27 protein-coding genes and 1 pseudogene are annotated in these 25131 nt (G+C 39.5%); 15 read left to right on the top strand and 13 right to left on the bottom strand.

Translation table 11 applies throughout. The features are described from left to right. The first annotated feature begins 125 nt into the window (after positions 1-125). From AC2D3N_RS12685 to AC2D3N_RS12655, 7 genes and pseudogenes are all read left to right on the top strand, one after another. Positions 126-2279 carry a pentapeptide repeat-containing protein gene (locus AC2D3N_RS12685; protein ID WP_484691045.1) on the top strand — a complete coding sequence of 718 codons (2154 nt, stop codon included), beginning with the start codon at positions 126-128 and terminating at the stop codon, positions 2277-2279. 212 nt (positions 2280-2491) lie between these two features. Continuing rightward, a pseudogene (locus AC2D3N_RS12680) lies at positions 2492-2922 on the top strand (ISAs1 family transposase); the annotation flags it as partial. A gap of 404 nt (positions 2923-3326) precedes the next feature. Then, entirely contained in the window at positions 3327-3632 is a 306-nt protein-coding gene (locus tag AC2D3N_RS12675; RefSeq protein WP_484691044.1) for a hypothetical protein, read from the top strand. Positions 3633-3638: 6 nt separating this feature from the next. After that, entirely contained in the window at positions 3639-4310 is a 672-nt protein-coding gene (locus AC2D3N_RS12670; RefSeq protein ID WP_484691043.1) for a Fe2+-dependent dioxygenase, read from the top strand. A 110-nt stretch (positions 4311-4420) separates the two neighbouring features. Beyond that, the gene (locus tag AC2D3N_RS12665) at positions 4421-4552 is read left to right on the top strand and encodes a hypothetical protein (protein ID WP_484691042.1); all 132 of its coding nucleotides are present in this window, start codon (positions 4421-4423) and stop codon (positions 4550-4552) included. Between the two features lie 40 nt (positions 4553-4592). Next, a protein-coding gene (locus tag AC2D3N_RS12660; RefSeq protein ID WP_484691041.1) for an IS630 family transposase occupies positions 4593-5467 on the top strand; the annotation gives its coding sequence in 2 pieces (ribosomal slippage) (positions 4593-4922 and positions 4925-5467; 873 coding nt in all). Further along, positions 5445-6179 (top strand): hypothetical protein, encoded by a 735-nt coding sequence (locus tag AC2D3N_RS12655; protein ID WP_484691040.1) that lies wholly within the window; start codon positions 5445-5447, stop codon positions 6177-6179. The genes AC2D3N_RS12660 and AC2D3N_RS12655 overlap by 23 nt, the downstream gene beginning before the upstream one ends. Before the next feature lie 46 nt (positions 6180-6225). Here AC2D3N_RS12655 and AC2D3N_RS12650 read toward each other — a convergent pair whose 3' ends face one another. Further along, positions 6226-6606, bottom strand: a complete 381-nt coding sequence (locus AC2D3N_RS12650) for a hypothetical protein (RefSeq protein ID WP_079677922.1) — start codon at positions 6604-6606, stop codon at positions 6226-6228. A 42-nt stretch (positions 6607-6648) separates the two neighbouring features. Next, positions 6649-7377, bottom strand: coding sequence for an iron-sulfur cluster biosynthesis transcriptional regulator SufR (sufR, locus tag AC2D3N_RS12645; RefSeq protein WP_484691039.1), 729 nt, complete (start codon positions 7375-7377; stop codon positions 6649-6651). A 154-nt stretch (positions 7378-7531) separates the two neighbouring features. Between sufR and sufB the strand changes: the two genes are divergently transcribed. From sufB to AC2D3N_RS12625, 4 genes are all read left to right on the top strand, one after another. Then, positions 7532-8968, top strand: a complete 1437-nt coding sequence (gene sufB, locus AC2D3N_RS12640; RefSeq protein ID WP_079677920.1) for a Fe-S cluster assembly protein SufB — start codon at positions 7532-7534, stop codon at positions 8966-8968. Between the two features lie 109 nt (positions 8969-9077). After that, positions 9078-9860 (top strand): Fe-S cluster assembly ATPase SufC, encoded by a 783-nt coding sequence (sufC, locus tag AC2D3N_RS12635; protein ID WP_079677919.1) that lies wholly within the window; start codon positions 9078-9080, stop codon positions 9858-9860. Next, positions 9860-11239 carry a Fe-S cluster assembly protein SufD gene (gene sufD, locus AC2D3N_RS12630; protein ID WP_079677918.1) on the top strand — a complete coding sequence of 460 codons (1380 nt, stop codon included), beginning with the start codon at positions 9860-9862 and terminating at the stop codon, positions 11237-11239. Before sufC ends, sufD begins: the two co-directional genes overlap by 1 nt. A gap of 84 nt (positions 11240-11323) precedes the next feature. Then, on the top strand, positions 11324-12586 hold the full coding sequence (locus AC2D3N_RS12625) for a SufS family cysteine desulfurase (protein WP_079677917.1): 1263 nt from the start codon (positions 11324-11326) through the stop codon (positions 12584-12586). A 40-nt stretch (positions 12587-12626) separates the two neighbouring features. Here the strand turns inward: AC2D3N_RS12625 and AC2D3N_RS12620 are convergent, their stop codons facing one another. The 4 genes from AC2D3N_RS12620 to AC2D3N_RS12605 all read right to left on the bottom strand — a co-directional run bounded on the left by AC2D3N_RS12620 (position 12627) and on the right by AC2D3N_RS12605 (position 16019). Then, positions 12627-13628: an ABC transporter ATP-binding protein gene (locus AC2D3N_RS12620; protein WP_079677916.1), complete on the bottom strand. Its 1002-nt coding sequence runs from the start codon at positions 13626-13628 to the stop codon at positions 12627-12629. A gap of 162 nt (positions 13629-13790) precedes the next feature. Beyond that, on the bottom strand, positions 13791-14459 hold the full coding sequence (locus AC2D3N_RS12615) for a DUF3318 domain-containing protein (RefSeq protein WP_484691038.1): 669 nt from the start codon (positions 14457-14459) through the stop codon (positions 13791-13793). Positions 14460-14575: 116 nt separating this feature from the next. After that, positions 14576-15448, bottom strand: coding sequence for an alpha/beta fold hydrolase (locus AC2D3N_RS12610; RefSeq protein ID WP_484691037.1), 873 nt, complete (start codon positions 15446-15448; stop codon positions 14576-14578). A gap of 25 nt (positions 15449-15473) precedes the next feature. Beyond that, a complete protein-coding gene (locus AC2D3N_RS12605; protein ID WP_079677913.1) occupies positions 15474-16019 on the bottom strand; it encodes a hypothetical protein in 546 nt (181 codons plus the stop codon). Positions 16020-16215: 196 nt separating this feature from the next. Between AC2D3N_RS12605 and AC2D3N_RS12600 the strand changes: the two genes are divergently transcribed. After that, complete coding sequence (locus tag AC2D3N_RS12600) at positions 16216-17400, top strand: ferrochelatase (protein ID WP_484691036.1); 1185 nt, start codon at positions 16216-16218, stop codon at positions 17398-17400. Between the two features lie 32 nt (positions 17401-17432). Here the strand turns inward: AC2D3N_RS12600 and AC2D3N_RS12595 are convergent, their stop codons facing one another. The 3 genes from AC2D3N_RS12595 to AC2D3N_RS12585 form a co-directional block, all read right to left on the bottom strand. Continuing rightward, positions 17433-18911 carry a CoA-acylating methylmalonate-semialdehyde dehydrogenase gene (locus AC2D3N_RS12595; RefSeq protein ID WP_484691035.1) on the bottom strand — a complete coding sequence of 493 codons (1479 nt, stop codon included), beginning with the start codon at positions 18909-18911 and terminating at the stop codon, positions 17433-17435. Between the two features lie 72 nt (positions 18912-18983). Then, on the bottom strand, positions 18984-19619 hold the full coding sequence (gene upp, locus AC2D3N_RS12590) for a uracil phosphoribosyltransferase (RefSeq protein ID WP_079677910.1): 636 nt from the start codon (positions 19617-19619) through the stop codon (positions 18984-18986). Between the two features lie 31 nt (positions 19620-19650). Further along, a complete protein-coding gene (locus AC2D3N_RS12585; RefSeq protein ID WP_079677909.1) occupies positions 19651-20196 on the bottom strand; it encodes a GAF domain-containing protein in 546 nt (181 codons plus the stop codon). Between the two features lie 74 nt (positions 20197-20270). On the opposite strand from AC2D3N_RS12585, the gene AC2D3N_RS12580 reads away from it, so the two are divergent. The 3 genes from AC2D3N_RS12580 (at position 20271) to AC2D3N_RS12570 (ending at position 21883) form a co-directional block, all read left to right on the top strand. Further along, the gene (locus tag AC2D3N_RS12580) at positions 20271-20924 is read left to right on the top strand and encodes a hypothetical protein (protein WP_484691034.1); all 654 of its coding nucleotides are present in this window, start codon (positions 20271-20273) and stop codon (positions 20922-20924) included. Positions 20925-20974: 50 nt separating this feature from the next. Beyond that, positions 20975-21568: a sulfite oxidase-like oxidoreductase gene (locus tag AC2D3N_RS12575; protein ID WP_484691033.1), complete on the top strand. Its 594-nt coding sequence runs from the start codon at positions 20975-20977 to the stop codon at positions 21566-21568. A 93-nt stretch (positions 21569-21661) separates the two neighbouring features. Next, positions 21662-21883 carry a hypothetical protein gene (locus tag AC2D3N_RS12570; protein ID WP_484691032.1) on the top strand — a complete coding sequence of 74 codons (222 nt, stop codon included), beginning with the start codon at positions 21662-21664 and terminating at the stop codon, positions 21881-21883. 278 nt (positions 21884-22161) lie between these two features. Here the strand turns inward: AC2D3N_RS12570 and AC2D3N_RS12565 are convergent, their stop codons facing one another. From AC2D3N_RS12565 to AC2D3N_RS12550, 4 genes are all read right to left on the bottom strand, one after another. Then, positions 22162-23784, bottom strand: coding sequence for a glycosyltransferase family 39 protein (locus tag AC2D3N_RS12565; RefSeq protein WP_484691031.1), 1623 nt, complete (start codon positions 23782-23784; stop codon positions 22162-22164). Between the two features lie 92 nt (positions 23785-23876). Then, complete coding sequence (locus tag AC2D3N_RS12560) at positions 23877-24062, bottom strand: hypothetical protein (protein WP_079677905.1); 186 nt, start codon at positions 24060-24062, stop codon at positions 23877-23879. Between the two features lie 167 nt (positions 24063-24229). After that, positions 24230-24652 (bottom strand): type II toxin-antitoxin system VapC family toxin, encoded by a 423-nt coding sequence (locus tag AC2D3N_RS12555; protein ID WP_079677904.1) that lies wholly within the window; start codon positions 24650-24652, stop codon positions 24230-24232. Then, positions 24639-24902 (bottom strand): FitA-like ribbon-helix-helix domain-containing protein, encoded by a 264-nt coding sequence (locus AC2D3N_RS12550; RefSeq protein ID WP_079677903.1) that lies wholly within the window; start codon positions 24900-24902, stop codon positions 24639-24641. Before AC2D3N_RS12550 ends, AC2D3N_RS12555 begins: the two co-directional genes overlap by 14 nt. Positions 24903-25131 lie beyond the last annotated feature (229 nt).

Here is a 25131-nt window from a genome sequence, read left to right as displayed (position 1 = left end):
GGGGACAGGGGCAAAGACCTCTATTTAGTTGCGAAACCTTTTGCGTTAGGCTATAAACTCGAACAAAGCATTTTAATTGCTTTCCGTTTTTTGCATCTTAACGACTTACCCGGAAATTTTGAACTATGGCAAGCCCTACTGTAGATAGAGAAACAAATCAATCTCAATCTCCTTCATCCTGGCATGATGTCTCCTCGAAGCCATTGCCCTTTTGGGTGCGTCGATGGGGGGCGTTTGTGGCGGAATTATCCCTAGTGGCGGTGAGTGGGTTAATTCCTTTTACCCTGGGTGCTGTCTCCAACCGCAGTTCCCAACCCGTACCTCTAAATCCGGTGGTGCGGGTGACATCGGAAACCGTTGCCGCCACTTTGGGGATTCCTGTACGCGATCGCAGTCCTAAAGTCGCCCCATTAACTAATCTATTCTGGTCGGGGGCGTTACTTCTACCTCTGGTGGTGGGAGGATGGCAATTTTATTTGTTAGCCAAGCGGGGCCAAACCTTGCCGAAACTCTGGTTTGGAGTCCAGGTGGTGAGTCCTAATGGTTCCAACCCGGGATGGGGACGGGCCTTTCGTCGGGAATTTATTGGCCGTTGGGGTATCCCCCTGGGCATTGCTTATGGCCTTTGGCAAGTGACGGGGGCCTATCCTAATCTATTGATTTTAGGGGTTTTATCCAGTGCAACTTTACTGGGAGATGCTCTGATTGCGAAACGATTTCAAGGTCGGACTGGACATGATTTATTAGCAGGAACTTCGGTACATGAAGTTCCTAGGATCTTGGTGTTTAACCCCTTTACAAATTATCATTGGGTGAATGAAGATAATGCGGTTCATAGCCTAGTTATTAGTACGGAAACACTAAAACCGGAGTTTAATTTATGGGCATGGATGCGTCAACATCCCGGTTTAACTTTAGTTATTGTTAGTAGTGCTAGTTTGGCGGCGGTATTAGGAACTTTTGTTGGCACGCAAATTTATATTCAAAATCAAGCTAACCGTCGGGAATTTCAACAACAGGATAATCAGGTTTTTCTGGCTCTAGTAAATAAATTATCCCCCAATGCTGCCACGGATGTAGCCCAAAAACGTGGGGCTATTTTAGCGTTAGGGGCAATTAAAGATCCCCGGGCAATTCCCCTATTAGTGGACGTATTAGCTCAGGAAGAAAACCCGGTGTTAATTGATGTAACTCAACAGGCGTTAGTTAGTACGGGGCCCGAAGCCTTACCCCATTTAAGACGATTAAATCAAGCCCTCAAAAATGATTTAGATTCGATGAAATTTGGGGCAGAAAACCAAGAAAAACAGTTAGCAGGGCAAAGACTACAAGCAACTCAAAGAGCGATCGCAAAAATTCTGAAAGTCTATGAGGGATTTATCCATAATGCCGATTTAAGTCGGATTGATTTAGGGCAAAATTTAACTCCACCGATACAATTTACCTTGGTTTTAGAACAAACGGATTTATCGGGGATTAGCTTTAGAAACACTAACCTAAATCAAGCTAATTTAAAAAATAGTCGCTTCGCCAGTCCAGGGAAAGATGGACGATTAGAAACCTTCGATGATTGGATTTCTGATTTAAGTGGGGCGGATTTAACCGAAGCCGATTTGACCGGAGCTTTCTTCAGTAATACCCTATTAAAATATACTAATTTTTTAAAGGCAAATCTGAGTAAAGCCAATTTGTCGAAGGCCGATTTAACCGGAGCAAATTTCAGCAACGCCCAATTATTGGGTTCCAATTTACAACAAGCTAATCTCACCGATGCTAAATTCACCGGGGCGGAATTAGCCAGTGCTAATTTGTCTCAAGCTAATTTAAGAATGGCTCGTTTTAGTGAAGCTAAAGCCCCAGGTGCAAATTTTCAAGCAGGAGATTTAAGACAAACTAGCTTTAAAAATGCTGATGTATCTGCGGTTAATTTCTCCGACGCAAACTTAGCAGCAGCAGACTTTACCTCCGCTAAACTTACGGGTTCAAATTTTAAAAATGCCCGATTGCAAGATGCTAATTTCAAAAGTGCTAATTTAAGTTTAGTTAATTTTCAAGGAGCAAAATTAGACGAAACCAATTTTAAAGGGGCAATCTTTGTTGCTTCTGAACAAAACAAACCTGATCAATTTATTGCTAAATCTGAAGAAACTGTTCAATCTAGCCGCATGAAAAAGGTAGATTTTAGCAATGCAATTAATTTGGATTCTAACCAAATTAAATATATTTGCTCTCAAGGCGGCATTCACCCCGACTGTCCCCCCGTTGAGGGTAAGAAATAGGGGAGCAGGGGGGGCAGGGGGAGCAGCAGGGCTGTTTCAAAGTCGGGTGAAAAAGAGTAAAGAAAGAGCGATCGCCACCTGATAAAATGGAAAGCGATCGCCATTTTTTCTAAAAAAAGATGCTAACAAGTTTAATAGAAAATTTAAAAAAAGTCAAGGACTTCAGAAAAAGTCAGGGAAAAAGGTATGAGTTATGGGAAGTGCTATTAGTAGTAGTTTTAGGGGTGATAGGAGAATGTGGTCTAAAAGGAAAGTTGATAACTGCGGATGCGTTACATTGTAATGTCACCGGGAACATATTCAAAGTATAATTCAGGTAGAACGGTGGGGATACAGAGGAAAAAAGTCTGATAAAGAAACGGTTTATTATATAAGTAGTATCTGGGAAAAGGCAGAATTTTTTTCCCAAAAGATTAAAGGGCATTGGGGGATTGAAAATCAAGTTCATTGGGTAAAAGATGTGTTATTTAAAGAGGATAGTATGAAAATTCATCAAGTACGAGCGGCGACTAATTTGGCATTGCTCAACACCCTAGGATTGAATATTTTCAGAGGTTTAGGATTTTTATCAATAACAGAGGGAAGAAGGTGGTTAGGAAATCAGTGGGAGAAATTAGTGGCTATCTCTTCATCCCCAAGTTAAGAATAGAGCGATTAGTTTAGGAAAAATAGAGAAAAATCACAAACGTAAGTCTTACTCCGTAGGGAATAGGAATATTTATGCTATTTAGATAACTATTTCATATAATTAATATTATATAGCCCTTATAGGAAATATTAATTCTTCCGAAAATAGCTATCATGTTTGAGAATTATGGCTAAAAAGTAAGCTATAATTTTCAAACATGAAACAGCCCTGCCCTGCCCCCCTGCCTCCCCTGCTCCCCCCTGCTCCCCCTGCTCCCCCTGCCTCCCCTGCTCCCCCCTGCCCCCCCTGCTCCCTCTACCTCCTAACCACCTAAACACGAATTTTCTCTCGTCACCAGTTTGTCACTATCCCATGGCAAATTGAGGTTAGTTTCAAATCAAGAACAAAGGAATCAACCCATGAATACCAACAAAAATAATGGTCTGTCTACTCGTACTAAGATTTGGATGGGACTCGGAGCTTATGTTTTAACTGCCGGATTGGGCAACGTTGCTAATGCTTCTACAACCCAATCTGCATCTAATTCTATCCAAGAAATTGCCTCTGGAATTTCAACTTCTGGGAATACTTTTACCTCCTCAGAAATGTTACAAGCTGCTGCTCCAACCAACAATAAAGATGATAAAAAAGACGATAAAGGAAAAGACAATAAAGGGGATAAAAAAGATGAAGGCGGAGAAAGTGGTGAAGGTGGAGAAGGCTAAAAACCAATGATTTTTTGTATCGCAGATGTTCTCACACCCGAAGAACTAGAAACAACTTTGACGCTACTGCAACAAGCTGAGTTTATAGATGGGAAAACAACGGCTGGTCGGTACGTCAAAGAAGTTAAAAATAATCAACAAATTAAAACCGATACTGAGATTACTTCTGACCTGAGAAATATTGTTCTCGAAGCTTTAAAACGTAACGAACTGTTTAAAGTAGCGGCACGTCCTAAAATAATCCGCCCGATTATTTTCAGTCGTTATGATGTGGGAATGTATTATGGTTCCCATTTCGATAATGCGATTATGGGGGATGAATCTATCTCTCGAACTGATGTTTCATTAACTCTATTTCTCACTGACCCGGACACCTATCAAGGGGGAGAATTAGTGATTGAAACTTCACTAGGGGAACAGAGTTTTAAGTTAGATGCAGGTTCGGCGATTGTTTATCCGTCTTCGACTTTGCATCGCGTGGAAACGGTAACTGAAGGGACTCGGTGGGCGGCGGTTACTTGGATTCAAAGTTTAGTTCGTGACCCATCCCAACGAGAAATATTGTTTGATTTAGATACCGCCCGTAGAAGTATTTTCCAACAATATGGCAAGACTATAGAATTTGACTTAATTGCCAAAAGTCACGCAAATTTATTGCGAAAATGGGCTGATATTTAACCCAAATTTAATTAAAATGTAGGGGAGTTTTATCGAACTTCTCTACACATCAGGGCTTTATTCTCAAATTCTCGCATATTTTCGATTTAAACGCAACGGGAGAAAACATCATGAGTCTGTATGAATCTAATAATGATAACAATAGTTCAGATGATAATTATAAATCCATGACCGTATCAGGCGTTAACCCAACAACGGGTCTTTATTATGATATAGCGCCCGCCAAGGCGGTTAGGACATAGAATAGGAGCAGTTCTGTTTTGACGTTGTGCTTGCTCCCCTATGGCTAAACCTTATAGTTACGACTTGCGTTCAAAAGTGATCACAGCCATTCAACAAGATGGGATGAAAAAAAGTGAAGTTAGTCAACTGCTCAATGTTAGTCGGAACACGATTGACTTATGGTTGAAGCGACAAGCTGAAACAGGAGATTTTAAAGCTCTGCCTAATCGACCACCCGGTAATAACCATAAAATTACAGACTGGGATAAATTTCATCAGTTTGCTAAAATTTATGGGGATAAAACCCAAGCGGAACTGGCTCAACTCTGGGAAGATAAAATTAGCACTCGCACTATTTCAAGAGCTTTAAAAAAAATTGGTTTCACACGAAAAAAAAAACTTATGGTTACCGAGAACGAGATGAAACTAAACGGCAGGATTTCATAGCCCAATTGTCAACTTTGCCAACCGAAAAGATTGTGTACGTCGATGAATCAGGCATGGATAGCCGAGACGAATATGATTATGGATGGAATCTCAAAGGGCAACGTTTTCATGCACTCAAGTCCGGGCGACGTCAAGGACGAGTCAATATGATTGCTGCTTTGTGTAACCAAAATCTGATGGCAACTTTTACTGTCGATGGAGCTTGTAATCGAATTGTGTTTGAAACCTGGTTAGAAACTTGTTTGTTACCCGTGCTAAAACCTGGGCAGGTTGTTGTCATGGATAACGCCAGCTTTCATAAAGGTGGGCGAATTCAACAATTGATTCAGGACGTAGGTTGCCAACTATTGTACTTACCACCCTATTCACCTGATCTTAACAAGATTGAGAACTCTTGGTCGTGGTTAAAGAGTCGAATCCGTCATCAATTAACTCACTTTGATTCCTTACGAGAGGCAATTGAGAATGTACTGCGTCTTGTGTCCTAACCGCCTTGGCGGTTGCTATAATAGTTGGGATAACAACACTTCAGATGATTATTATAAATCCCTGGCGGTAACGGGTGCTACCTCAATAACTCCCGCAACTGGTGTTAACCCAACAACGGGTCTGTATTATGATAATAGTTGGGATAACAATAGTTCAGATGATTATTATAAATCCCTGGCGGTAACGGGTGCTACCTCAATAACTCCCGCAACTGGTGTTAATCCAATAACGGGTGTTTCTGATAATAATGGTTGGGATAGTTTAACTGGAACCCATTGGGATGATGTCCTGAAAAATCCTCAATATCAACAGAATTTAACTGAAATATTTGATGAGGAATATTATCGTAATACTAATCCTGATGTCAATGCAGCTATCTCTCAAGGAACCTTATCTTCGGGTTTACAACAGTATCTTAAATCGGGGGAAACAGAAGGACGTTCACCGAATCAATTCTTTGATGAATCCTACTACTTAAATACAAATCCTGATGTGGCAAATGCCGTCCAAGCGGGTGCATTTACTTCGGGTTTTGAACATTTTGTCATGTCGGGGGCTGATGAAGGACGAAACCCCAGCAACCAGTTTAACACAGGAGCCTATTTAGCACATAATCCTGATGTGGCACAAGCTATTAACAGTGGAGTTATTACCAGTGCGTTCTCCCATTATACCCAATATGGTCACTTAGAAGGTCGGATTACACACTAATTTAAACAGCAATTGAATCTATAGCAATCCTGTATAAATAGGGTTGCTATATGGGTGATTCTTGAGCTAAATTATTTTTAGATTGTTGCTCAAACCATTGAATTAACTGTTTAACTGTTAAATCTTGAATAGGAATATTTTCAGCTTGAGACGCTTGTTTTAAAGGCTTTAATGAAGAAATCACTAATTTACTAAAAAAATCATGAAAATTACTATCTAATTCTAATTTTTCTTTAAAACTATCATCATTTTTAACCCAATATTGAACTTGTTCTGGTTTAATATTGTCAATTTTAATATCTTGAGTTTCAGCAATTTCCTTCAAACACCGTAACGCATAAATCGCTAACCGCGTTGAAAACTTCTCCTTAGAAGATAATAACGCCGCATCCACTTGAATTGCCTCGTCCTCGGTTAAAAATTCCATAGTTTTACTTAATTATTTAATATAGCAATTGTGGCAACACGGTTATGACAAAGACTGATTTAATAAACCCAGGCTTGTGTCTGTCTTTTCCTCCGGTGTTCCCCGTCCCTGTTCCCTGTTCCCTCCGATAATTAAATAGCCACAACGATGTTCCCCATTCACAATCCAATGGGTTCTTTCTACCGTACAATCTTCTAAGATTTCCTCAAACATTTCTAACTCATGGCCACAAACACTCGGAAAGGATTCCGCCACATTAGAAATTGCACAATGATGTTCAGTTAAAATATAACGTTCTCGCTGAATATCCGGTTGTTCTGACTCCACCAAATACCACTCCGCCATATACCCTTCAGCTTTTCTTAATTCTACCAATTTTTCCACCCGTTCTTTTAACGAACCCTTGCCAACTTTTTCCCGATATTCTATTGCTTTTCGTTGCCATTGTTTCTGTAAAATTTGACTAACCTGTTCATGTCCGACGGTTTGCGCTAAAGTATCCAAAAAGGAAATTGCAAATTCATCATAACGGTTGGGAAAACCTTCCCGTCCTTGAGTCGTCAATTTATAAACGTGCTGAGGGCGTCCCATCCCCACCTGCACCGAGTTGTAGGCAATTAACCCCGACTGTTCTAAATCTTTGAGATGGCGACGAATGGCTTGGGGGCTAATATCAAGGGTTTCCGCCAACTCCTGGGCTGTCGCCTGTGCTTGTTTCAGGAGAAGTTGCAGAATATCATGTTTCGTGGACTGGTGTTGAGTGGTGGCCATCGTCTTAACAAAAATTAATGAATTTGGACTTTGACAATACACTTGTTGTTAATGTAGCCTAAAATAGACTTAAGTAACAAATCTGTTGCTTAAGTCTACAGCCTACCACCCGTCTGTCATCCTTTGAGAACCGTCGAACACTAAATTTAACCTTATGAGTGCTTCTGTTAAAACCCTGGTCAACCAACCGTACAAATACGGCTTTGTCACCGATATCGAGTCAGACACCATCCCTCGGGGACTGAGTGAGGATGTTGTGCGCCTGATTTCAGCTAAAAAAAACGAGCCGGAGTTTATGCTCAACTTCCGTCTGAGAGCCTATCGACAATGGCTGAAGATGGAGGAACCTACTTGGCCCCATGTCAACTATCCGGCCATTGACTATCAATCTATTATCTACTATTCCGCGCCCAAAGTTGAAAAGAAAAAAACCAGTTTAGAAGAAGTTGACCCGACTTTATTAGAAACCTTTGAAAAATTAGGCATCCCTTTAAACGAACAAAAGCGCCTATCTAATGTGGCGGTAGATGCGGTTTTTGATAGTGTTTCAATTGCCACCACCTTTAAAGAAAAATTAGCTGAAGATGGGGTGATTTTCTGTTCCATTTCCGAAGCAGTTAAAGAACATCCTGAACTGATTGAAAAATATTTGGGTAGTGTGGTTCCCATTAGCGATAATTTCTTCGCCGCTTTGAACTCGGCTGTTTTTAGTGATGGGTCATTTGTTTATATTCCGAAAGGGGTACAATGTCCGATGGATTTGTCTACCTATTTTCGGATTAACAATGGCGATTCGGGGCAGTTTGAACGCACCTTAATTGTAGCAGAATCAGGCAGTTCGGTCACCTATTTAGAAGGCTGTACCGCTCCGATGTTTGACACGAATCAACTGCACGCCGCTGTGGTGGAATTGGTGACTTTAGATAATGCGGAAATCAAATATTCAACGGTGCAAAATTGGTACGCCGGAGATGAAGAAGGCAAGGGCGGAATTTATAACTTTGTCACCAAACGGGGATTATGTAAAGGAGTCAATTCTAAGATTTCTTGGACACAGGTAGAAACCGGGTCTGCTATTACTTGGAAATATCCCAGTTGTCTATTAGTTGGGGATAATTCAGTGGGTGAATTTTATTCTGTGGCGCTGACAAATAATAAACAACAAGCAGACACCGGAACTAAAATGATTCATATTGGCAAAAATACCCGCAGCACGATTATTTCTAAAGGAATTTCTGCTGGAAAGTCCTCCAATAGTTATCGCGGTTTAGTCAAAATGGGGCCGAAAGCGGCTGGGGCAAGAAATTACTCCCAATGTGATTCTATGTTAATCGGAGATCGGGCGCAAGCCAATACTTTTCCCTATATTCAAGTGGAAAATAATACCGCCAAAGTTGAACACGAAGCCTCTACTTCTAAAATTGGAGAAGACCAACTTTTCTATTTTTCCCAACGGGGAATTTCCGCCGAAGATGCTGTGTCTATGATGATTAGCGGTTTCTGTAAAGATGTGTTCAATAAATTGCCGATGGAATTTGCCGTCGAAGCGGATAAATTATTGAGCTTAAAATTAGAAGGAACCGTTGGTTAATCAGTTATCAGTTATCAGTCATCAGTTATCAGTTATTAGTGATCAGTTTTTAGTCGAGTAGTGCGAGGGTTCCCGCTCGCCAACAACAAAAAACAAACAACAAACAACCATGATTAAAGAGAACAGCGAAGTGATTTTATCCGTTAAAAATTTGACGGCTAATATTGATGATAAAGAAATCCTCAAAGGCTTTAATTTAGAAGTCAAAGCCGGAGAAATCCATGCAATTATGGGTTTAAATGGTTCGGGTAAAAGCACTTTTTCTAAGGTTTTAAGCGGACATCCTAGCTACCAAGTTACAGGAGGCGAAATTACCTTTCTAGGGCAAGATTTATTAGAATTAGCACCGGAAGAACGGGCTTTGGCAGGGATTTTCTTAGCATTTCAATATCCGATTGAAATTCCGGGGGTGAGTAATTTAGACTTTTTGAGAGTAGCTTATAATGCCCATCAAAAACACAAAGGACTCGAAGAATTAGATGCCTTTGATTTTGATGAATTAGTCCGAGAAAAACTAGATATTGTAAAAATGCGGGATGAATTTTTAGAACGCAGTGTTAACGAAGGCTTTTCCGGGGGGGAGAAAAAACGCAATGAAATCTTACAAATGGCTTTATTAGAGCCTAAATTGGCGATTTTAGATGAAACAGATTCGGGTTTAGATATTGATGCGTTGCGAATTGTTGCCAGTGGAGTTAATCAATTAGCGAATGAAAATAACGCCCTATTATTGATTACCCATTATCAACGGTTACTGGATTATATTGTACCTGATTATGTTCATGTTGTGTCAGACGGACGGATTATTAAAACAGGCACAAAAGAACTGGCTTTAGAGTTAGAAGAACAGGGTTATGATGATGTTGTCGCCAAATCTATGGTGGGGGTTTAATGAATAATATTACAGTCAAAGAAAAACGGGAAGTCTCCTATTTAAACCATCTGTTAGAACAAATTCAAGAGGGACTTTCTAAACGGTCTTTTCCCTATCCCCCTGGGTCGGAAATTGCCATTCAATTGCAAAACATTCGAGATCACGCTTTAACTTGGATCAAGGAATTAGAAATTCCTACTAAACGGGATGAAGAATGGCGGTTTACCGATTTATCCCCATTATTAGAACATCGCTTTGAGGTGGCTAATTTTGTTCAGTTAGAACATCAAGCGATCGCTTCTTTAATATTACCCGAAGCCGCCCATAGACGAATTGTATTTGTCAATGGAATTTATGCGCCCCATCTATCTGATATTACAGAAATTCCCGAGGGTGTTTTTGTTGGGAATTTAGGAGAACTTCCTGAACAATTTCGAGATCGTCTTCCTGACTATCTCAGTCAACAACAGGGAAATCAAGACGTTTTTGCTACCCTCAATTCCACCTGGTTAAATGATGCCGCCGTCCTCTGGGTTGACAAAAATAAAATAATTCAAGACCCAATTCATTTATTATTTATTGCCTTACCGGATAACCTGCCGGTGATCAATCAAACCAGAACATTAATTGTAGCAGAAACCGGAAGTTCAACTACCTTAATTGAACATTATGCAACCGCCGAAGTTTTCGGATGTTCAGATCGGGTAAAAGTTCAACCATATTTTACTAATGCAGTCACAGAAATCTACCTAGAAGAAAACGCCCAAGTTATCCATACAAGGGTTCAACGGGGTGCAGGATCAGCATTTCATATTGGTAAAAATGCTATTTTTCAAGCTCGAAATAGCCAATATACTTGCCATGCTATTAGTTTAGGATCTAAACTATCTCGCCACAATTTAGAAGTTTATCAACGGGGGGAAGGAACCGAAACCACTCTGAATGGATTAACATTAATTGGAGGTGAACAGTTAGCGGATACCCACAGTTCCATGATGCTCAATCATCAACATGGTACATTTAATCAAGTGCATAAATGTATTATTGACGACAAGGCTCATGGCATTTTTAATGGTAAAGTGTTTGTACCCCAAACAGCACAGTTCACCAATGCTAATCAACTGAGTCGGAATTTATTGCTATCTTCCAAAGGAAGAATAGACACTAAACCCCAGTTAGAAATTGTAGCGGATAATGTTAAATGTTCTCACGGCGCCACCGTCAGTCAATTAGAAGCAGATGAAGTCTTCTATTTGCGGAGTCGGGGGTTAAGTGAACAGATGAGTCGTCACCTCTTAATTGATGCTTTTGCGGCAGAAATTTTAGGTAAATTACCATCACCAACATTAACCCAAGTTTTATCCCGTTGCGTTTCCTGTCGCACCGACTTTAGTTAACTGTTGTTGGGCTTTAATCCTAAAAAGAGTGGGCTAAAGCCCAACAACGAAGGGATTTATTAATTGTATTAAAGGATATTAAAAATTATGTTAACTCAAGAAAAAACATTAGCTGAAAGCGTCCGTCAAGATTTCCCCATTTTACATCAAGAAATCAACGGTTATCCCTTGGTTTATTTAGATAATGCCGCCACTTCTCAGAAACCTTTAGCGGTATTAAATGCCATTCAAGAATATTATCAAAAGTATAATTCTAATGTGCATCGAGGGGTTCACGTTTTAAGTGCAAAAGCCACGGATGCTTATGAAGCAGCTAGAGTAAAAGTTGCCCAATTTATTAATGCTCAATCCTACAAAGAAATTGTCTATACCCGCAACGCCAGTGAAGCTATTAATATTGTAGCCTATTCCTGGGGTTTAAATACTTTAAAACCCGGAGATGAAATTATTCTCAGTGTCATGGAACATCATAGTAATTTAGTTCCTTGGCAAATGGTCGCTCAAAAAACTGGAGCGGTGATTAAATTTGTCGAGTTAACAGAAACTCAAGAATTTGATTTAGAACATTTTAAAACATTGATTTCTGACAAAACCAAATTAGTTTCTATTGTTCATATTTCTAATACGTTGGGTTGTATTAATCCTATTGAAGAAATTACTAAAATTAGTCATCAATACGGTGCAAAAGTATTAATTGATGCTTGCCAAAGTGCGCCCCATAAGGCTTTAGATGTGCAGAAAATTGATTGTGATTGGTTAGTGGCATCGGGTCATAAAATGTGCGCTCCTACGGGTATCGGCTTTTTATACGGCAAATTAGAGGTATTAGAAGCCATGCCGCCCTTTTTTGGGGGAGGAGAAATGATTGCTGAGGTGTTTTTAGATCATTTCACGGTGGGGGAATTACCCCATAAATTTGAAGCGGGAACTCCGGCGATTGGAGAAGCAATTGCTTTAGGGGCAGCGATTGATTATTTAACGTCAATTGGTATGGACAAAATAGAAGATTATGAACATGAATTAACGGCCTATTTATTTGAAAGATTGCGAGAAATTCCTGAATTAAAACTTTATGGCCCCCAACCCAATGCTAAGGGAGAAGGGAGAGCCGCCTTAGCGTCTTTTAGCGTGGATGGGATTCATGCCAATGATTTATCCACCATGTTAGATGATTCCGGGGTGGCGATTCGTTCAGGACATCACTGTACCCAACCTTTACATCGTTATTTAGGCTTAAGTTCCACCGCCAGAGCGAGTTTATATTTCTACAATACTAAACAAGAAATTGATGTTTTTATTGTAGCTCTAAAAGATGCGATCGCATTTTTTAAAGAAATAATGAGTTAATCCGATAATTTAAGAAGTAACAGGGAATATTGAATCTATTTTAATCAACAACTCCAGCGCGAAAAACTCGCCCAATCACATTTTCAATCGGAGGGTCACTCACGGTTAAATCCAGGATATTGAATTCAGCTAATATTTTAGCGACCGTTGTAGTTAAGGTATCGCGCTTGACTAATAAGCGCACAACTTGACCCTCCATGGATTCAATTTCTGCATAGGTTAATAATTTCTGACGACAACTTTCTAATACTTCAGCAGAAGAATATTCTAATTCAATTTTAACTTCTCGGTAGGGGGAAAATTGTTCTAATAAACCCTCTAAACTGCCATCATAAATCAATTGTCCCTGATGAATTAAAATCACCCGTTTACACAATGCCGTAATATCAGCCATGTAGTGACTGGTTAACAAAATTGTAGCTTGATAACGACGATTATATTCAGCTAAAAACCCCCGGACACTGACTTGGGCATTAACATCTAATCCCAAGGTGGGTTCATCTAAAAATAAGACTTGAGGACGATGTAATAAAGCCGCCATTAATTCCGCCTTCATTCGTTCCCCTAAAGATAGTTTTCGCATCGGTTGTTTTAACTTTCCTTCTAGGGATAACATCTCGCTTAATTCCCCGACCCGTTGACGATATTCACCATCAGAAATTCCATAAACTGCGGCATTAATTTTTAAAGAATCTAAGGCGGGTAAATCCCAGATTAACTGTTGTTTTTGCCCCATAACCAGGGTAATTTTTTGTAAAAACTTAGATTGACGTTTAAAGGGAGTATGATGGGCAACTTCCACAAATCCGCTAGAGGGATAAATTAACCCCGTTAACATTTTTAAAGTTGTGGTTTTCCCGGCTCCATTAGCCCCTAAAAATCCCACCACTTCCCCCGATTCAATTTTAAACGAAACTTCTTTTACCGCTTCTATATTCTGATAGGTGCGTTGAAAAAAATGGCGAATGGTTCCTTGAAATCCGGGTTCTTTGATGGCGACGGGATAAACTTTACCTAGCTGTTCAGCAATAATAATAGACATAATGGGGGATGGGGATCACGGATTTAAGAGGATTTCACGGATTTTCATCGGTGTTAATCTGCGTAATCCTCTTTATTCGCTATTTTCTATGACTTTAAAACCAAAAATTTGGGGCACGTCAACGTTCATTTAACGCACCCTAGAAAGAATGATCACTATCAATTAATTAAATACATTTTCCGAATTCGAGGAGGCGGTATCACTTCCCCCTTTAACTCTAGCTTTGGCCTTAGTTGCACTGCGTTTAAGAGCTTGTAAGCGAGCTTCATAACGGGCTTTTAGGCGTTTTTTCGGGGTTTGATCCACTAAGGTTTTTAGGGCACTTCCTAGGCTTTTGTAGGCGTTGGGTAAGGTATAACCGAAACGGGTAGCCAGAGAAATTGCTTTCTCATCAGCCTCTAAGGATTCCTGTAATGTACGTTCTCCGTTATTTTTTTGATAGAGACGAAAACCGGAAACCCCACATAATGCTAGGGCTAATAAGAGTAGTAGTCCGTCTTGTACCCAGAGTTCCCCGACGGCTCCCCCTAAACCAATGGCGAGGGCGGCCATTTCCCAACCATCTCTAGGAATCGTATCATTTTGAATGCGGGCGACTTCATGCCAAAATAGTAGGTTGCGTTGATCCATTGCCAACTGTTCCCAACGAACCAAGTCAATTTGAATTTCGACTTGATCCTTGCCAATTTCTTCGCAACGGACGAGGGGCGGGTTGACTTCGACGGTTTTTTCCACCGTGACCCAACTCTGCAACTCAGGAGGAAGTAAGCCTTTTAGTCGCCGGAGTTCGCTCATTTCGGCTCTGGCTGTGGAGGTTGCATAGGATGTCATAGTTCCGGCTCAACTAAGTTTCTAACCAAAAACAGGGTTTCTTTATATTTTAATGTATTCTAATCCGTTTGCGACAACCGCCAACCCAAAACTTGTCACTTTAATTCCCCTCAGACTCAAATTCCTAGGAATTCTCGCAGTTTTTCTAAGTAGGTTTCGGGATCTTCAAGCATGGGAAAATGGGCGGTATCTTTAAGAATTGCTAACTGAACGTTAGGGTTTAAAGTAGCAGCTTGTCGTCCCATTTCTGCGGGGATAATTTGATCGTGTTCTCCGGCGACTAATAAAGTGGGAACAGTTAATTTTTTAAATTCTGCGGGGAGCCATTCCGTTGCTTCTTTAGAAACAGAGGTTAATACGGTTCCATAGGCGGCATCAAAATCTGCTAGGAGAAAATCTTCTAAAAAGGCTTGACTCAAGGGACGAGGAATTGGACGGTGGAGAAACCGAGCCATAAACATTTTATCCATCCCGGGAATTAAGGTTAACCATTTAGGGCGAAACATGACGACATAACGACTAAATTTGTGAAAGGTATTAAAGGTTTTTTCGTCATATTCAAAGATGCCACTACAGGTTAGAATAGCTCGTTCAACTCGCTGGGGATATCGATTTAAAAATAACATGGCAATAGAGCCGCCCATGGAGTGGGCATTGATATAAACTTTGTCTAAATTTAACTGGTCTAATAAAGTGACTAAATCTTCGGCATATTCGATTAATTCATACCGTTTTGATGGGGGTTTATCCGTGACTTCTGGTGCATTAGACCGTCCAAACCCGCGTAAGTCATAAATTAAACAATCAAATTCTGGAGATAAAACTTGGGCGGTGCTTTCCCAATAGCGTCCCGAACCACCCCAACCGTGAATAAAGACCATGATAGGTTTGGTTCCGGGTGTGGAATTGGCTGTTGTTACCCATTCACAATAATGCTCGACTCCATTAACAGAAATTACGGTTTTATTTAGGTTTGTGGCTACAGTCATCTTTCTAAATATTGAATGAGTTTCTCTAGTTTAAACGATTCAATACCTTTTGAATAAAGGTTGCTGCGCTGGTGGGTGTTGCGGTTTTTAGTCCTGTTGAGGTTTGATGTATCCACCATCCTTTTGTGGTTTGGGGCGATCGCCATATTTCTAAATGTTCAACAGCAGGATCGGCATAAAAGCTCTCTATTCCTCCTCCTAATAATGCGGAACTCCAGTGGGTAAAATAATCATGACTGATGCGATAAATCGGGAAATTCCCCCCTAAAGGAACCCCCCAACCATCGATCGCAATTAATCCTTGAATTTCCTTTCCCCATTGTTGCCAAACTAAAGCCGCCCCCATTGCCCCGACAACTCCAGCACTAAAAGCTATGATTATTATAGCAGATTTGGGATTATTTTTATCGATAAAATTTAAAATATCAAAACTAGAATAGGCAGAATAATCTTGAGTGGGAAAGATTAATAATTCTCCCAATTGTTGTTGGTTTTTCCAATTTTCTAAAACTCCATTTAAAAAACATTCCGTTAATTCCGATGGATGAACTCCAGGACAAATTAATAGCATTTTTTGATAGTTGTTAAGTGACTACTCCCCCTACCTCCCCCGCTCCCCCTGCTCCTACCTCCCTTTCCCCATCCCCCTGTAGGGGATGTTAAACTATTAGGGAGAGTAATTTTATGGAATATCCCTCCTGAGAATATCATGAGGGAGAGTTTCATCAAAGGACTTGATAGTAGCACTTGAACGTGAGGACAAAAACTTGGTTGCCACTCCTGAAAAACTGGACATCATTAATTCAGCCCCAACCGATACCAAGGGGGAAAACCGGGTTGCGGTTTTGCTTATGGGCTATGGTGAAGTCGAAAGTTATGAAGACTTTGCCAATTATAACGAACAGGCTTTAAACCTTTTAACCGCTAAATTTGCCCCGGTTCCCACTTGGATTTATCCGCCTTTGGCTAAACTTTTAGCAATGTTTGATCTTCATGAATGGAGTCATCAACACGGGAATTTTATTTCTCCCCATAATGCAATTTTTGAGAAACAACGGGCGGGAATTGAGGAACATTTACAAGAAAAATGGGGCAACCAGATTAAAGTGTTCAAAGCCTTTAACTTTTGTGCGCCTTTCCTTCCTGAACAGGTTTTAACTCAAATTCAAGCTGAAGGATTTGATAAACTGTTAATTTATCCTCTGTTAGTGGTTGATTCTATTTTTACCAGTGGAATTGCCGTGGAACAGGTAAATATAGCCCTGGAAAAATTAGCAGATGAAGGTGAACATTGGGTAAAAGGTCAACGGTATATCCCCTCTTTTTATAATGAACCTGCCTATATTCAACTACTCGGAAAGTTAGTCGAAGACAAAATTCAACATGATCTGATTCAATCCTGTCTCCCCTCTCAAATTGGGATTGTTTTAATGAATCATGGTTGTCCTCACAAAGCTAAAGGATTTACCTCGGGAATTGATGAAAGTCAAGCCCTATATGAACAGGTTCGGGAAAATTTAATTAACCGTTATCCGTTAATTTCTGTGGGTTGGTTAAACCATGATACTCCCTTAATTGAATGGACGCAACCTAACGCCCAATTAGCGGCGAATAATTTAATTGAATTAGGGGCGAAAGCGATTGTCTTTATGCCCATTGGATTTGCCACCGAAAACCATGAAACCCTCTTAGATGTTGAGCATATTATTGAGGGTTTACGTCGGAAATATACGGATGTTAAATATGTACAAATGGAGTGTGTTAACGACCATCCCGAGTTTTTAAAAATGGCCGCAGATTGGGCAAATCCCCAAATTGAAGCGCTATTAAATGAAATGGCCCTAGCGGTTAATCCTTCCCTGGTGAGTGTTCATAGCCACGATGATCACCATCATCACAGTCATGATCATGATCATCATCATCATGGTCACGATCACCACCACCACCATTAAACCTAGGGGCGAGGTCTTCTCGCCCTCTATAATTAAAATTGTCGTGACCAGTCAGATAACCACCGCTCAACCACAACTTTAGTTTGAGTAAAAAACTCAACCGCCTGCTGTCCTTGACCGTGCAAATCTCCAAAAAAACTATTTTTCCAACCACTAAAAGGAAAGAATGCCATCGGTGCAGCAACACCAATATTAATTCCAATATTTCCCGCTTGAACTTGATACCGAAACTGTCGCGCCGCCGCCCCACTACGGGTAAATAAACAGGCCATATTGCCATATTCACTTTGATTAATCAATGCGATCGCTTCTTCAAGAGTATTCAGATGAATTAAACTTAATACAGGGCCAAAAATTTCGGTGCGGGCAATTTCTCCCTGGGGGTTAATATCTTGTAAAATGGTCGGGCGAATAAAATAACCCTGTTCATAACCGGAAATTTTAGGATTTCTGCCATCAATTAAAATTTTGCCTCCTTCCTGTTTTCCTTGTTGAATTAATCCTTCAATTCGAGTTTTACTTTCGGCGGAAATTACCGTTCCCATTTGAACACCTGGATCTAATCCATAACCGACAATTCGAGTTTCCGCCGCAGAGGCGATCGCATCGGTAAAACTCTGTTTAGCTTGACCAATTGTAATCGCAATTGAGGTGGCTAAACAGCGTTGTCCGGCACAACCAAAGGCACTATCAGCAATAATTTTTGTGGTCATTTCTAAATCAGCATCGGGTAAAATAATCACCGGATTTTTTGCCCCGCCCTGACATTGCGCCCTTTTGCCATGAGCAGCCGCCCGACTATAGACATATTTGGCAACGGCCGTGGAACCGACAAAACTAATCGCTTTAATTTGGGGATTTTCTAAAATAGCATCAACGGTTTCTTTAGCTCCATTGACTAAATTAATCACCCCTGGGGGTAATCCTAATTGATCAATTAAAGCAAAAACCTTTTGCATGGTTAAGGGAACTTTTTCCGAGGGTTTAATAATACAAGTATTGCCGCAAGCGATCGCATAGGGAAAAAACCAAAACGGAATCATCCCCGGAAAATTAAATGGGGAAATAATCGCCACAACTCCTAAAGGTTGACGAATCATTATTTCATCAATTCCCCTGGCAATATCTTCAGAATTGTAACCTTGAATTAAGCTAGGAACACCACAAGCCACTTCCACATTTTCAATTGCCCGTTGTAATTCTCCTAGAGATTCAGCCAGGGTTTTTCCACATTCTAAGGTAATAGTTTCCGCTAAATCCTGTTGATTTTGTTCAAGTAATTCTCTCAGTTTAAACAGATAACGAATCCTTTCTGTAACCGGAGTTTGTCGCCATGAATCAAAGGATTTTTGGGCGATTTCTGCCACCTGATGCAGTTCCCTTGCTGGAGAAAGAGGAACTTTTGCTAATACTTCTAAGGTTGCCGGGTTGATGATATCTAAGGTTTCTGTTGCCTGGGATAAACACCATTGTCCATTAATATAGTTGGGTGAAATTTTAACTGTTTTCATCTTTGCTATTTCCTAAAAAATCTTACTTTCGACCGAGCTTTTTCTGGTAAAAGCTGTTAAAATTAACCGCTATTATTTGGTTCCAAATAGGCGATCGCCCGCATCCCCCAACCCCGGAATAATATACCCATGTTCATCCAAATGATCATCAATAGCTGCAGTATATAGAGGAACATCAGGGTGATAGGAATGAAAATGTTTAATCCCCTCTGGAGAGGCAATTAAACACAGAAATTTGACCGAAAAAGGGTTAGTTTGTTTCAATCTTTGGATGGCAGCAATGGCTGTATTTCCCGTAGCAATCATCGGATCAACCACTAAAACTTCCCGTTCTTCTATATCATCAGGAAGTTTAAAATAATATTCAATGGGGATAAAGGTTCGAGGGTCTCGATATAAACCAATATGTCCGACTCTTGCCGAAGGAATTAATTCTAAAATTCCATCTAAAATTCCCTGACCTGCCCGCATGATCGATACAATCACCATTTTTTTCTCCGAGGCTAAAATTGGCGCTTCCATCGCAGCCAGGGGAGTTTGAATTAACTCTTTTCGTAGGGGTAAATCCCGGGTAATTTCATAGGCTAATAACATACTAATTTCCCGCAACAATTGCCTAAATTTAGCGGTACTGGTTTGTTCTCGTCGCATCAAGGTGAGTTTATGTTGAACCAAAGGATGCTCAATAATTGTAACGTTAGGATACATAGATTAAGGGGTAATAAAATCTTAATAAAAATTAGCTGGCTGTCAATGATTTTAAACAATCATCAACAGATTGGTTGATCCCAAAAAGATGGCGACGAGTGTTTAACTGTCTCATAATTTGATGATTAATCAGTTTTAAAGATTCGGTTTGAGCTAGGGCTAAATTGCGGGGCATAAAATCCATCACACATAGACTTCCAATGGCAAAACCTTGATTATTGATTAAGGGAAACCCGCCATAAAAACGGATTTTAGGTTCGGATATAACCAGAGGATTATTAATAAATCGTTCATCTTTTAAGGTATCGGGAACAATCATGAAATCATCCTGTAAAATACAATGGGAAGAAAAGGCAATCTCCCGAGTCGTTTCGGGTGGCATCGGGCCAATAATCGATTTAAACCATTGGCGATCGCGATCGAGTAAACTAATCAAAGCAATGGGTGTTTTGCAAATATAGGTCGCTAGAAGGGTTAATTCATCAAAAGAAGGTTCCGCTTGGGTATCGAGAATTTGATAGTCATACAGGGCCTCTAATCGTTCTTTTTCGTTGTCTGGGATCGGAGCAGGTATCATAGAGAGGATTGAGTTGAAGTTCACTGTCACTATTGTATCGTAATTTTAGTTTTTAAGGTCAATGATCAAGTTTTATGATGTTCAAAAAAATTAAGTTTTTACAATCATCTGCGATGGTTTGGACAGGATTTTTGAGTGGTTTTATCTGGGCTAACTATTCTTTAATTTCGGTAAATGCTGAGGTGATTTTTGGTTCCGGTGAAGGCAATGGTTCCTTTGGATTACTGAGTGATTTTGATGGTCAATACTTTTCAGGACAACAACAAATTGGTTATGAGTTTATCATTCATGAAACAGTTGAAGTGGATCAAATTGATTGGAATGGTCAATATTTCCCCGAGGGTCAACCTTTAAAGGATAAATTTTCCTTGAGAATTTTTAAAATGGTTGAGAGAGTCCCAGAAATTACCCCTAAAATTGAGGTGAAGTTAAGGGAAGTACGCCAAACTAAAACTAATATTGAACGGTTTTCCCATCCCGTATTTAATTATGTGGGTTCGGTGATCCCGTTTCAATTAGAAGCGGGACGTTATTTGCTATCTATTGTTAATAATACCCAGGGTCTTACGGATGACTGGTTATGGATGACCACTGACCCCAAAACCCAGTTACAGGATGCCGATCTAAAAATCTTTTTTCGAGATGGGGATGGCTTGGTTTGGAAAAGTGGCTTAACCGGAAAAATGTCTTTTACAATTTTTGGCAAACCCACCTCTAATTCTAATTAAAATTAGGCGTTTAATAGTATACTTATAAAAGTGGTTGTTAGGGGTTAATCATGTTAGGTAAATTTTTCAGTAAGCCAACTTCTGATCAGAGCGATCGCGTTCCTCCCAAACAACATCTGAGCAAAGGATTTCCGGTTTTAACCTATGGGGAAACCCCCCAAGTTTCTATCGAGAATTGGCAGTTAAAGGTTTGGGGGTTAGTCCAGCCAAAAACCTTTAGTTGGTCTGAGATGATGGCAATGCCTAAAAGTAACTTTACTGCGGATTTTCATTGCGTTACCCATTGGTCAAAATTAGATGTGCAGTGGACAGGAATAAAGGTTACGGACTTTATGCAGTTTGTTGAAGTTGATCCCCAAGCCATTCAGATTATGGAACATTGCTATGGCGGTTATACTACTAATCTTTCAATGGAGGATTTTTTGCGGGAAGAAAACTTTTTTGCCTATCAAGTTTTTGATGAACCTTTACCCGCCGATCATGGTGGCCCTCTGCGGTTAGTGGTTCCCCATTTATATGCTTGGAAAAGTGGAAAATGGATTAACGGGTTAGAGTTTTTGGATCATGAGGAATTGGGATTTTGGGAATTGAATGGTTATCACAAAAGGGGGGAACCTTGGGCGGAAGAACGCTATAGTGATTGAGTCTAAAAGTTAGGTTGTATCTTCCTTAACCCAACTAATCACCACAATTTGATATTATAGTTTAAGTGCCAATCTTAGTAATTTTGCAGTATTATGACTCTGAGCAAAACGGAATCCAGACAACTTTTAGAACGCATGATTTTTGATGATGAACTCCCTAGAGACTGGGTACAAGATGTTTGGGATATGAGTCCCATTTTAGGAGAAAATGCCGCCAAACTGCTGGATGCTTTTGATCTGTTAATTGACTGTTGTTCTGAAGAAAAATTAGAAAATTTAGTTGAAAGTTTATATGATGAAATAGAAAATCAATAAATTGATTAATCAGTGGGTTGAGGTACCGCTCGATAGTTCCATTTAGATCAATATTCATCGTAAACAACCGAATTGATAGTGGTTATCAGGAATATTTTCTGGATTTTATATCAAGAATGGTTTAACGCATTGCTAACACAGAAAAATTAATTGATAAAGATTTAATATTTTCATCAATTAAAGTGGGATAACTGTCTTTAATTTTTTCAAAACCAATCTTTTTTTGCAGAAAGTCATTATTAGCTATTGAAAAATTAGAATCAAAAGTCCTACACCTACTAAGTACCAATTGGGAGCACTCTCCAAAGCACAGGCTTATCTTTTAACCATTCAACAAATCCAAATACAACAGGTTGAAATTTATAATTTTTCTGTTTTGCTAATTCCTTAAGCCATTCATTACTGGGAGGATATCGGTATAAAAAAACATCACTAAAGCGATTAAATTCTTCTACTGGTAGTTGAGATCCAAATATGCTAGAAGAATGAATTGGACAGGTAGCGCAGGAAGGTTGAAGGAGAATTTGTACAGTGGGTTTAAGTGAATGGCTTAAAGATAAAAGATGACCTACTCTTTCATCGCTAATCAAAAGAGGATGAGTCGTCTGATTAACAATTTTAGCAATAGCTATATTTTCTCCATTAATGCCAAGACTTTTATTATACCAAACTGTTGCTTGAGAGCTAACAGCGCAGGACAAGATACTTCCAGAAAGTAGGATAACTAAAAGTAATTGCCAAAATTTATGATGCCAAAAATTTAACGAAGGATTCGCTAAATGTTTCCCTAGTAAGTAAGCCATAGCAAGTTGAACTCCCAATAATCCAGGAATCATATATCGTAATGTTATCGAGCGCCTTCCTCCTAAAATCCAGTCGGGAATCATTAAAGGCAATGTGCTACTCGCAGTCAGAAGGACAATCAGTAACCAAACTGACATAGGCGTTTGACGACAAAGGCAATAAAGAGCATATACGCACAAGACTAACAACACTCGATGAATATAAAAATCCCAGGGATCTTGATTGACATCAAAAAAGATCCGACCAAGGTGCTGAATCCAGATATTCGTCAATTCTGAGCGTTTAACGCTATAAAGAAATGACCACTCCAGACCTTTTTCAGCTTGAGACTGATTAACAATTAGAATCCAAATATAAGGGACAAAAAATATAGCACTTACCAATAATGATATAATGTAGTTTCTGAGGATTTTTATATGACTAAAACCATAAACAAGAATAATATATAAACCCTGAGCAATCATCGTTAGTACACTCAGAAGAAAGGTATAAAAATTGATGACCACAGTAAAGGAATAAATACCCCAACTCATCCCCGTATTAAGTCGTATTGCCCGCAATAAAGCTGCGTTTGAAAGTAAAGTTGTTACAACCCATAGACTGTATTGTCTTGACTCCTGGGCATAAACGACGTGAAATGGCGAAACGGCAATTAATCCGATCATTAAATATGTAGACAACCTGGAAGTAAAAACCCCTGTTTCAATAAATATCTCTTGACACAGCCAATAAGCACTGGGAAATGCCAGCAAGCTGAGTAACGCAGGTAACAACCTCGATAATGTTGGTGAACTACCAATTATATGAAACCAAATATTTGCCAAAATGTAGTATAAAGGCGGATGCTGCGGGTCTTCCTTAACTAAACTTTTGACTGTATCAATTAAGCTTTTTGTTCCATCAGGATGTTGATAGTGCTGGAGTTCCGTTACACTCACTATTGACTTTTGGGAAAAGTGCTGAACAACTTCTTGTTCAGTATAACCAGAAGCTCGTAGAGATGTTATGGCTTCATCGTACCAGTACACTTTATGATCAAGATTAGTGAAGCGAAAAAATATGCCCAATATCAGCACAATCAGGAGGAAAAAACGCATAACAAAACTCCTATTTTATTATTATTGATCAATGATTTAACGCATTGCTAACACGGAAAAATTAATTGATAAAGATTTAACATTTTCATCAATTAAAGTGGGATAACTGTCTTTAATTTTTTCAAAACTAAAGGAGAAGTGTAAAGCGAATGATTTTCTGTCAAAATAGCTTCTAAAAAGAATTCTATAGAAGTATCAGTTTTGATACCCAATACATAACTATCTTCAAGATAGATATTTTCTAAACCTGGTAACTGCCAATAATTAAGTCTATCCATAATCTATAATTTTATATATCCCATTGAATTCGTGTATGATTCCCTGGACTTTTGCGAGTAACGTGATTTCCCCAGATATCTATCCTTTCGACATATTAACAATCATCGGAATTGAATTAAATAGGAGACAGAGGGGTTAATCAGAGAAATTGGAGTTTTCCCTAAGTTTAATCAGGTTCCCAAGGATTAAAAATTGTAATACTACACCCTTCAAAATCAGAAACATTCCGAGTAGCAAGAGTAGCTTGGCGAGTGTAACAAATACTGGCTATTTGAGCATCAGCTTGGGAAATTGGTTTACCCATTTGTCTTCTTTCCGTGGCAATTCTAGCAAAAGCGTTCGCTGCTGTTTCATCAAACGGTAAAATCCGCCCGGCAAAATCTTCAGCAAACATCAATTGAGCAGATTGGCTAAGTTCAGTTTGGCGTTTTCCAGAAGGCAACAAAGCAATTCCATAGAGAATTTCAGCTTGAGTGATAGTTGTTGTAAAAAGATTCATTATCGGTTGTGCTGCTACCCATTGACGAACCACTAACGAACCTTTTGAGTGCATCAGTTCAGACAATACATTGGTATCAAGTACAATCATATAAATCCTCAAAATTAGGGGGTTCGCGTAAAGGCTCCCTAGGAATAGTTGGAAGTTCAAAATTACCAAAATGGGCAAAACGTCGCTCGATAGCTAAGGCAAGATTTAGGGGTTCCATAGCATTTTCTGTCAAGACAACCCGGAGGATTTCTTTGGCTTCTTCTTCGAGAGAACGCCCATAGGATTCGGCTCGCTTTTGCAGGCGATTTTTCAGGTCATCATCAAAGTTTTGAATCGTGATATTGATCATAGTCAATTTAATTTATAAAGCTAGATTTTTTTGAATATCAATATCAGGTTAGCATGATCTTAGTTCCGTAAATGTCATTTTTGCCTGATTCTATGTAGGTGAAATCTTTTAAGCCTAAACATTTATTATACCGAACAAATAGCTTTTATTGTTGAAAATTTCCCATTCCAGCAGAAGATATGCGGCAGATTGTCCACTTAACGCTATAATCTCTTGATTATTTCTTTTT

It is taken from the genome of Planktothrix sp. PLAVEN19ND (genome assembly GCF_057220675.1).
The sequence above is the reverse complement of the archived record's forward strand: the minus strand, read 5'-3'. Positions and strand labels throughout refer to the sequence as shown.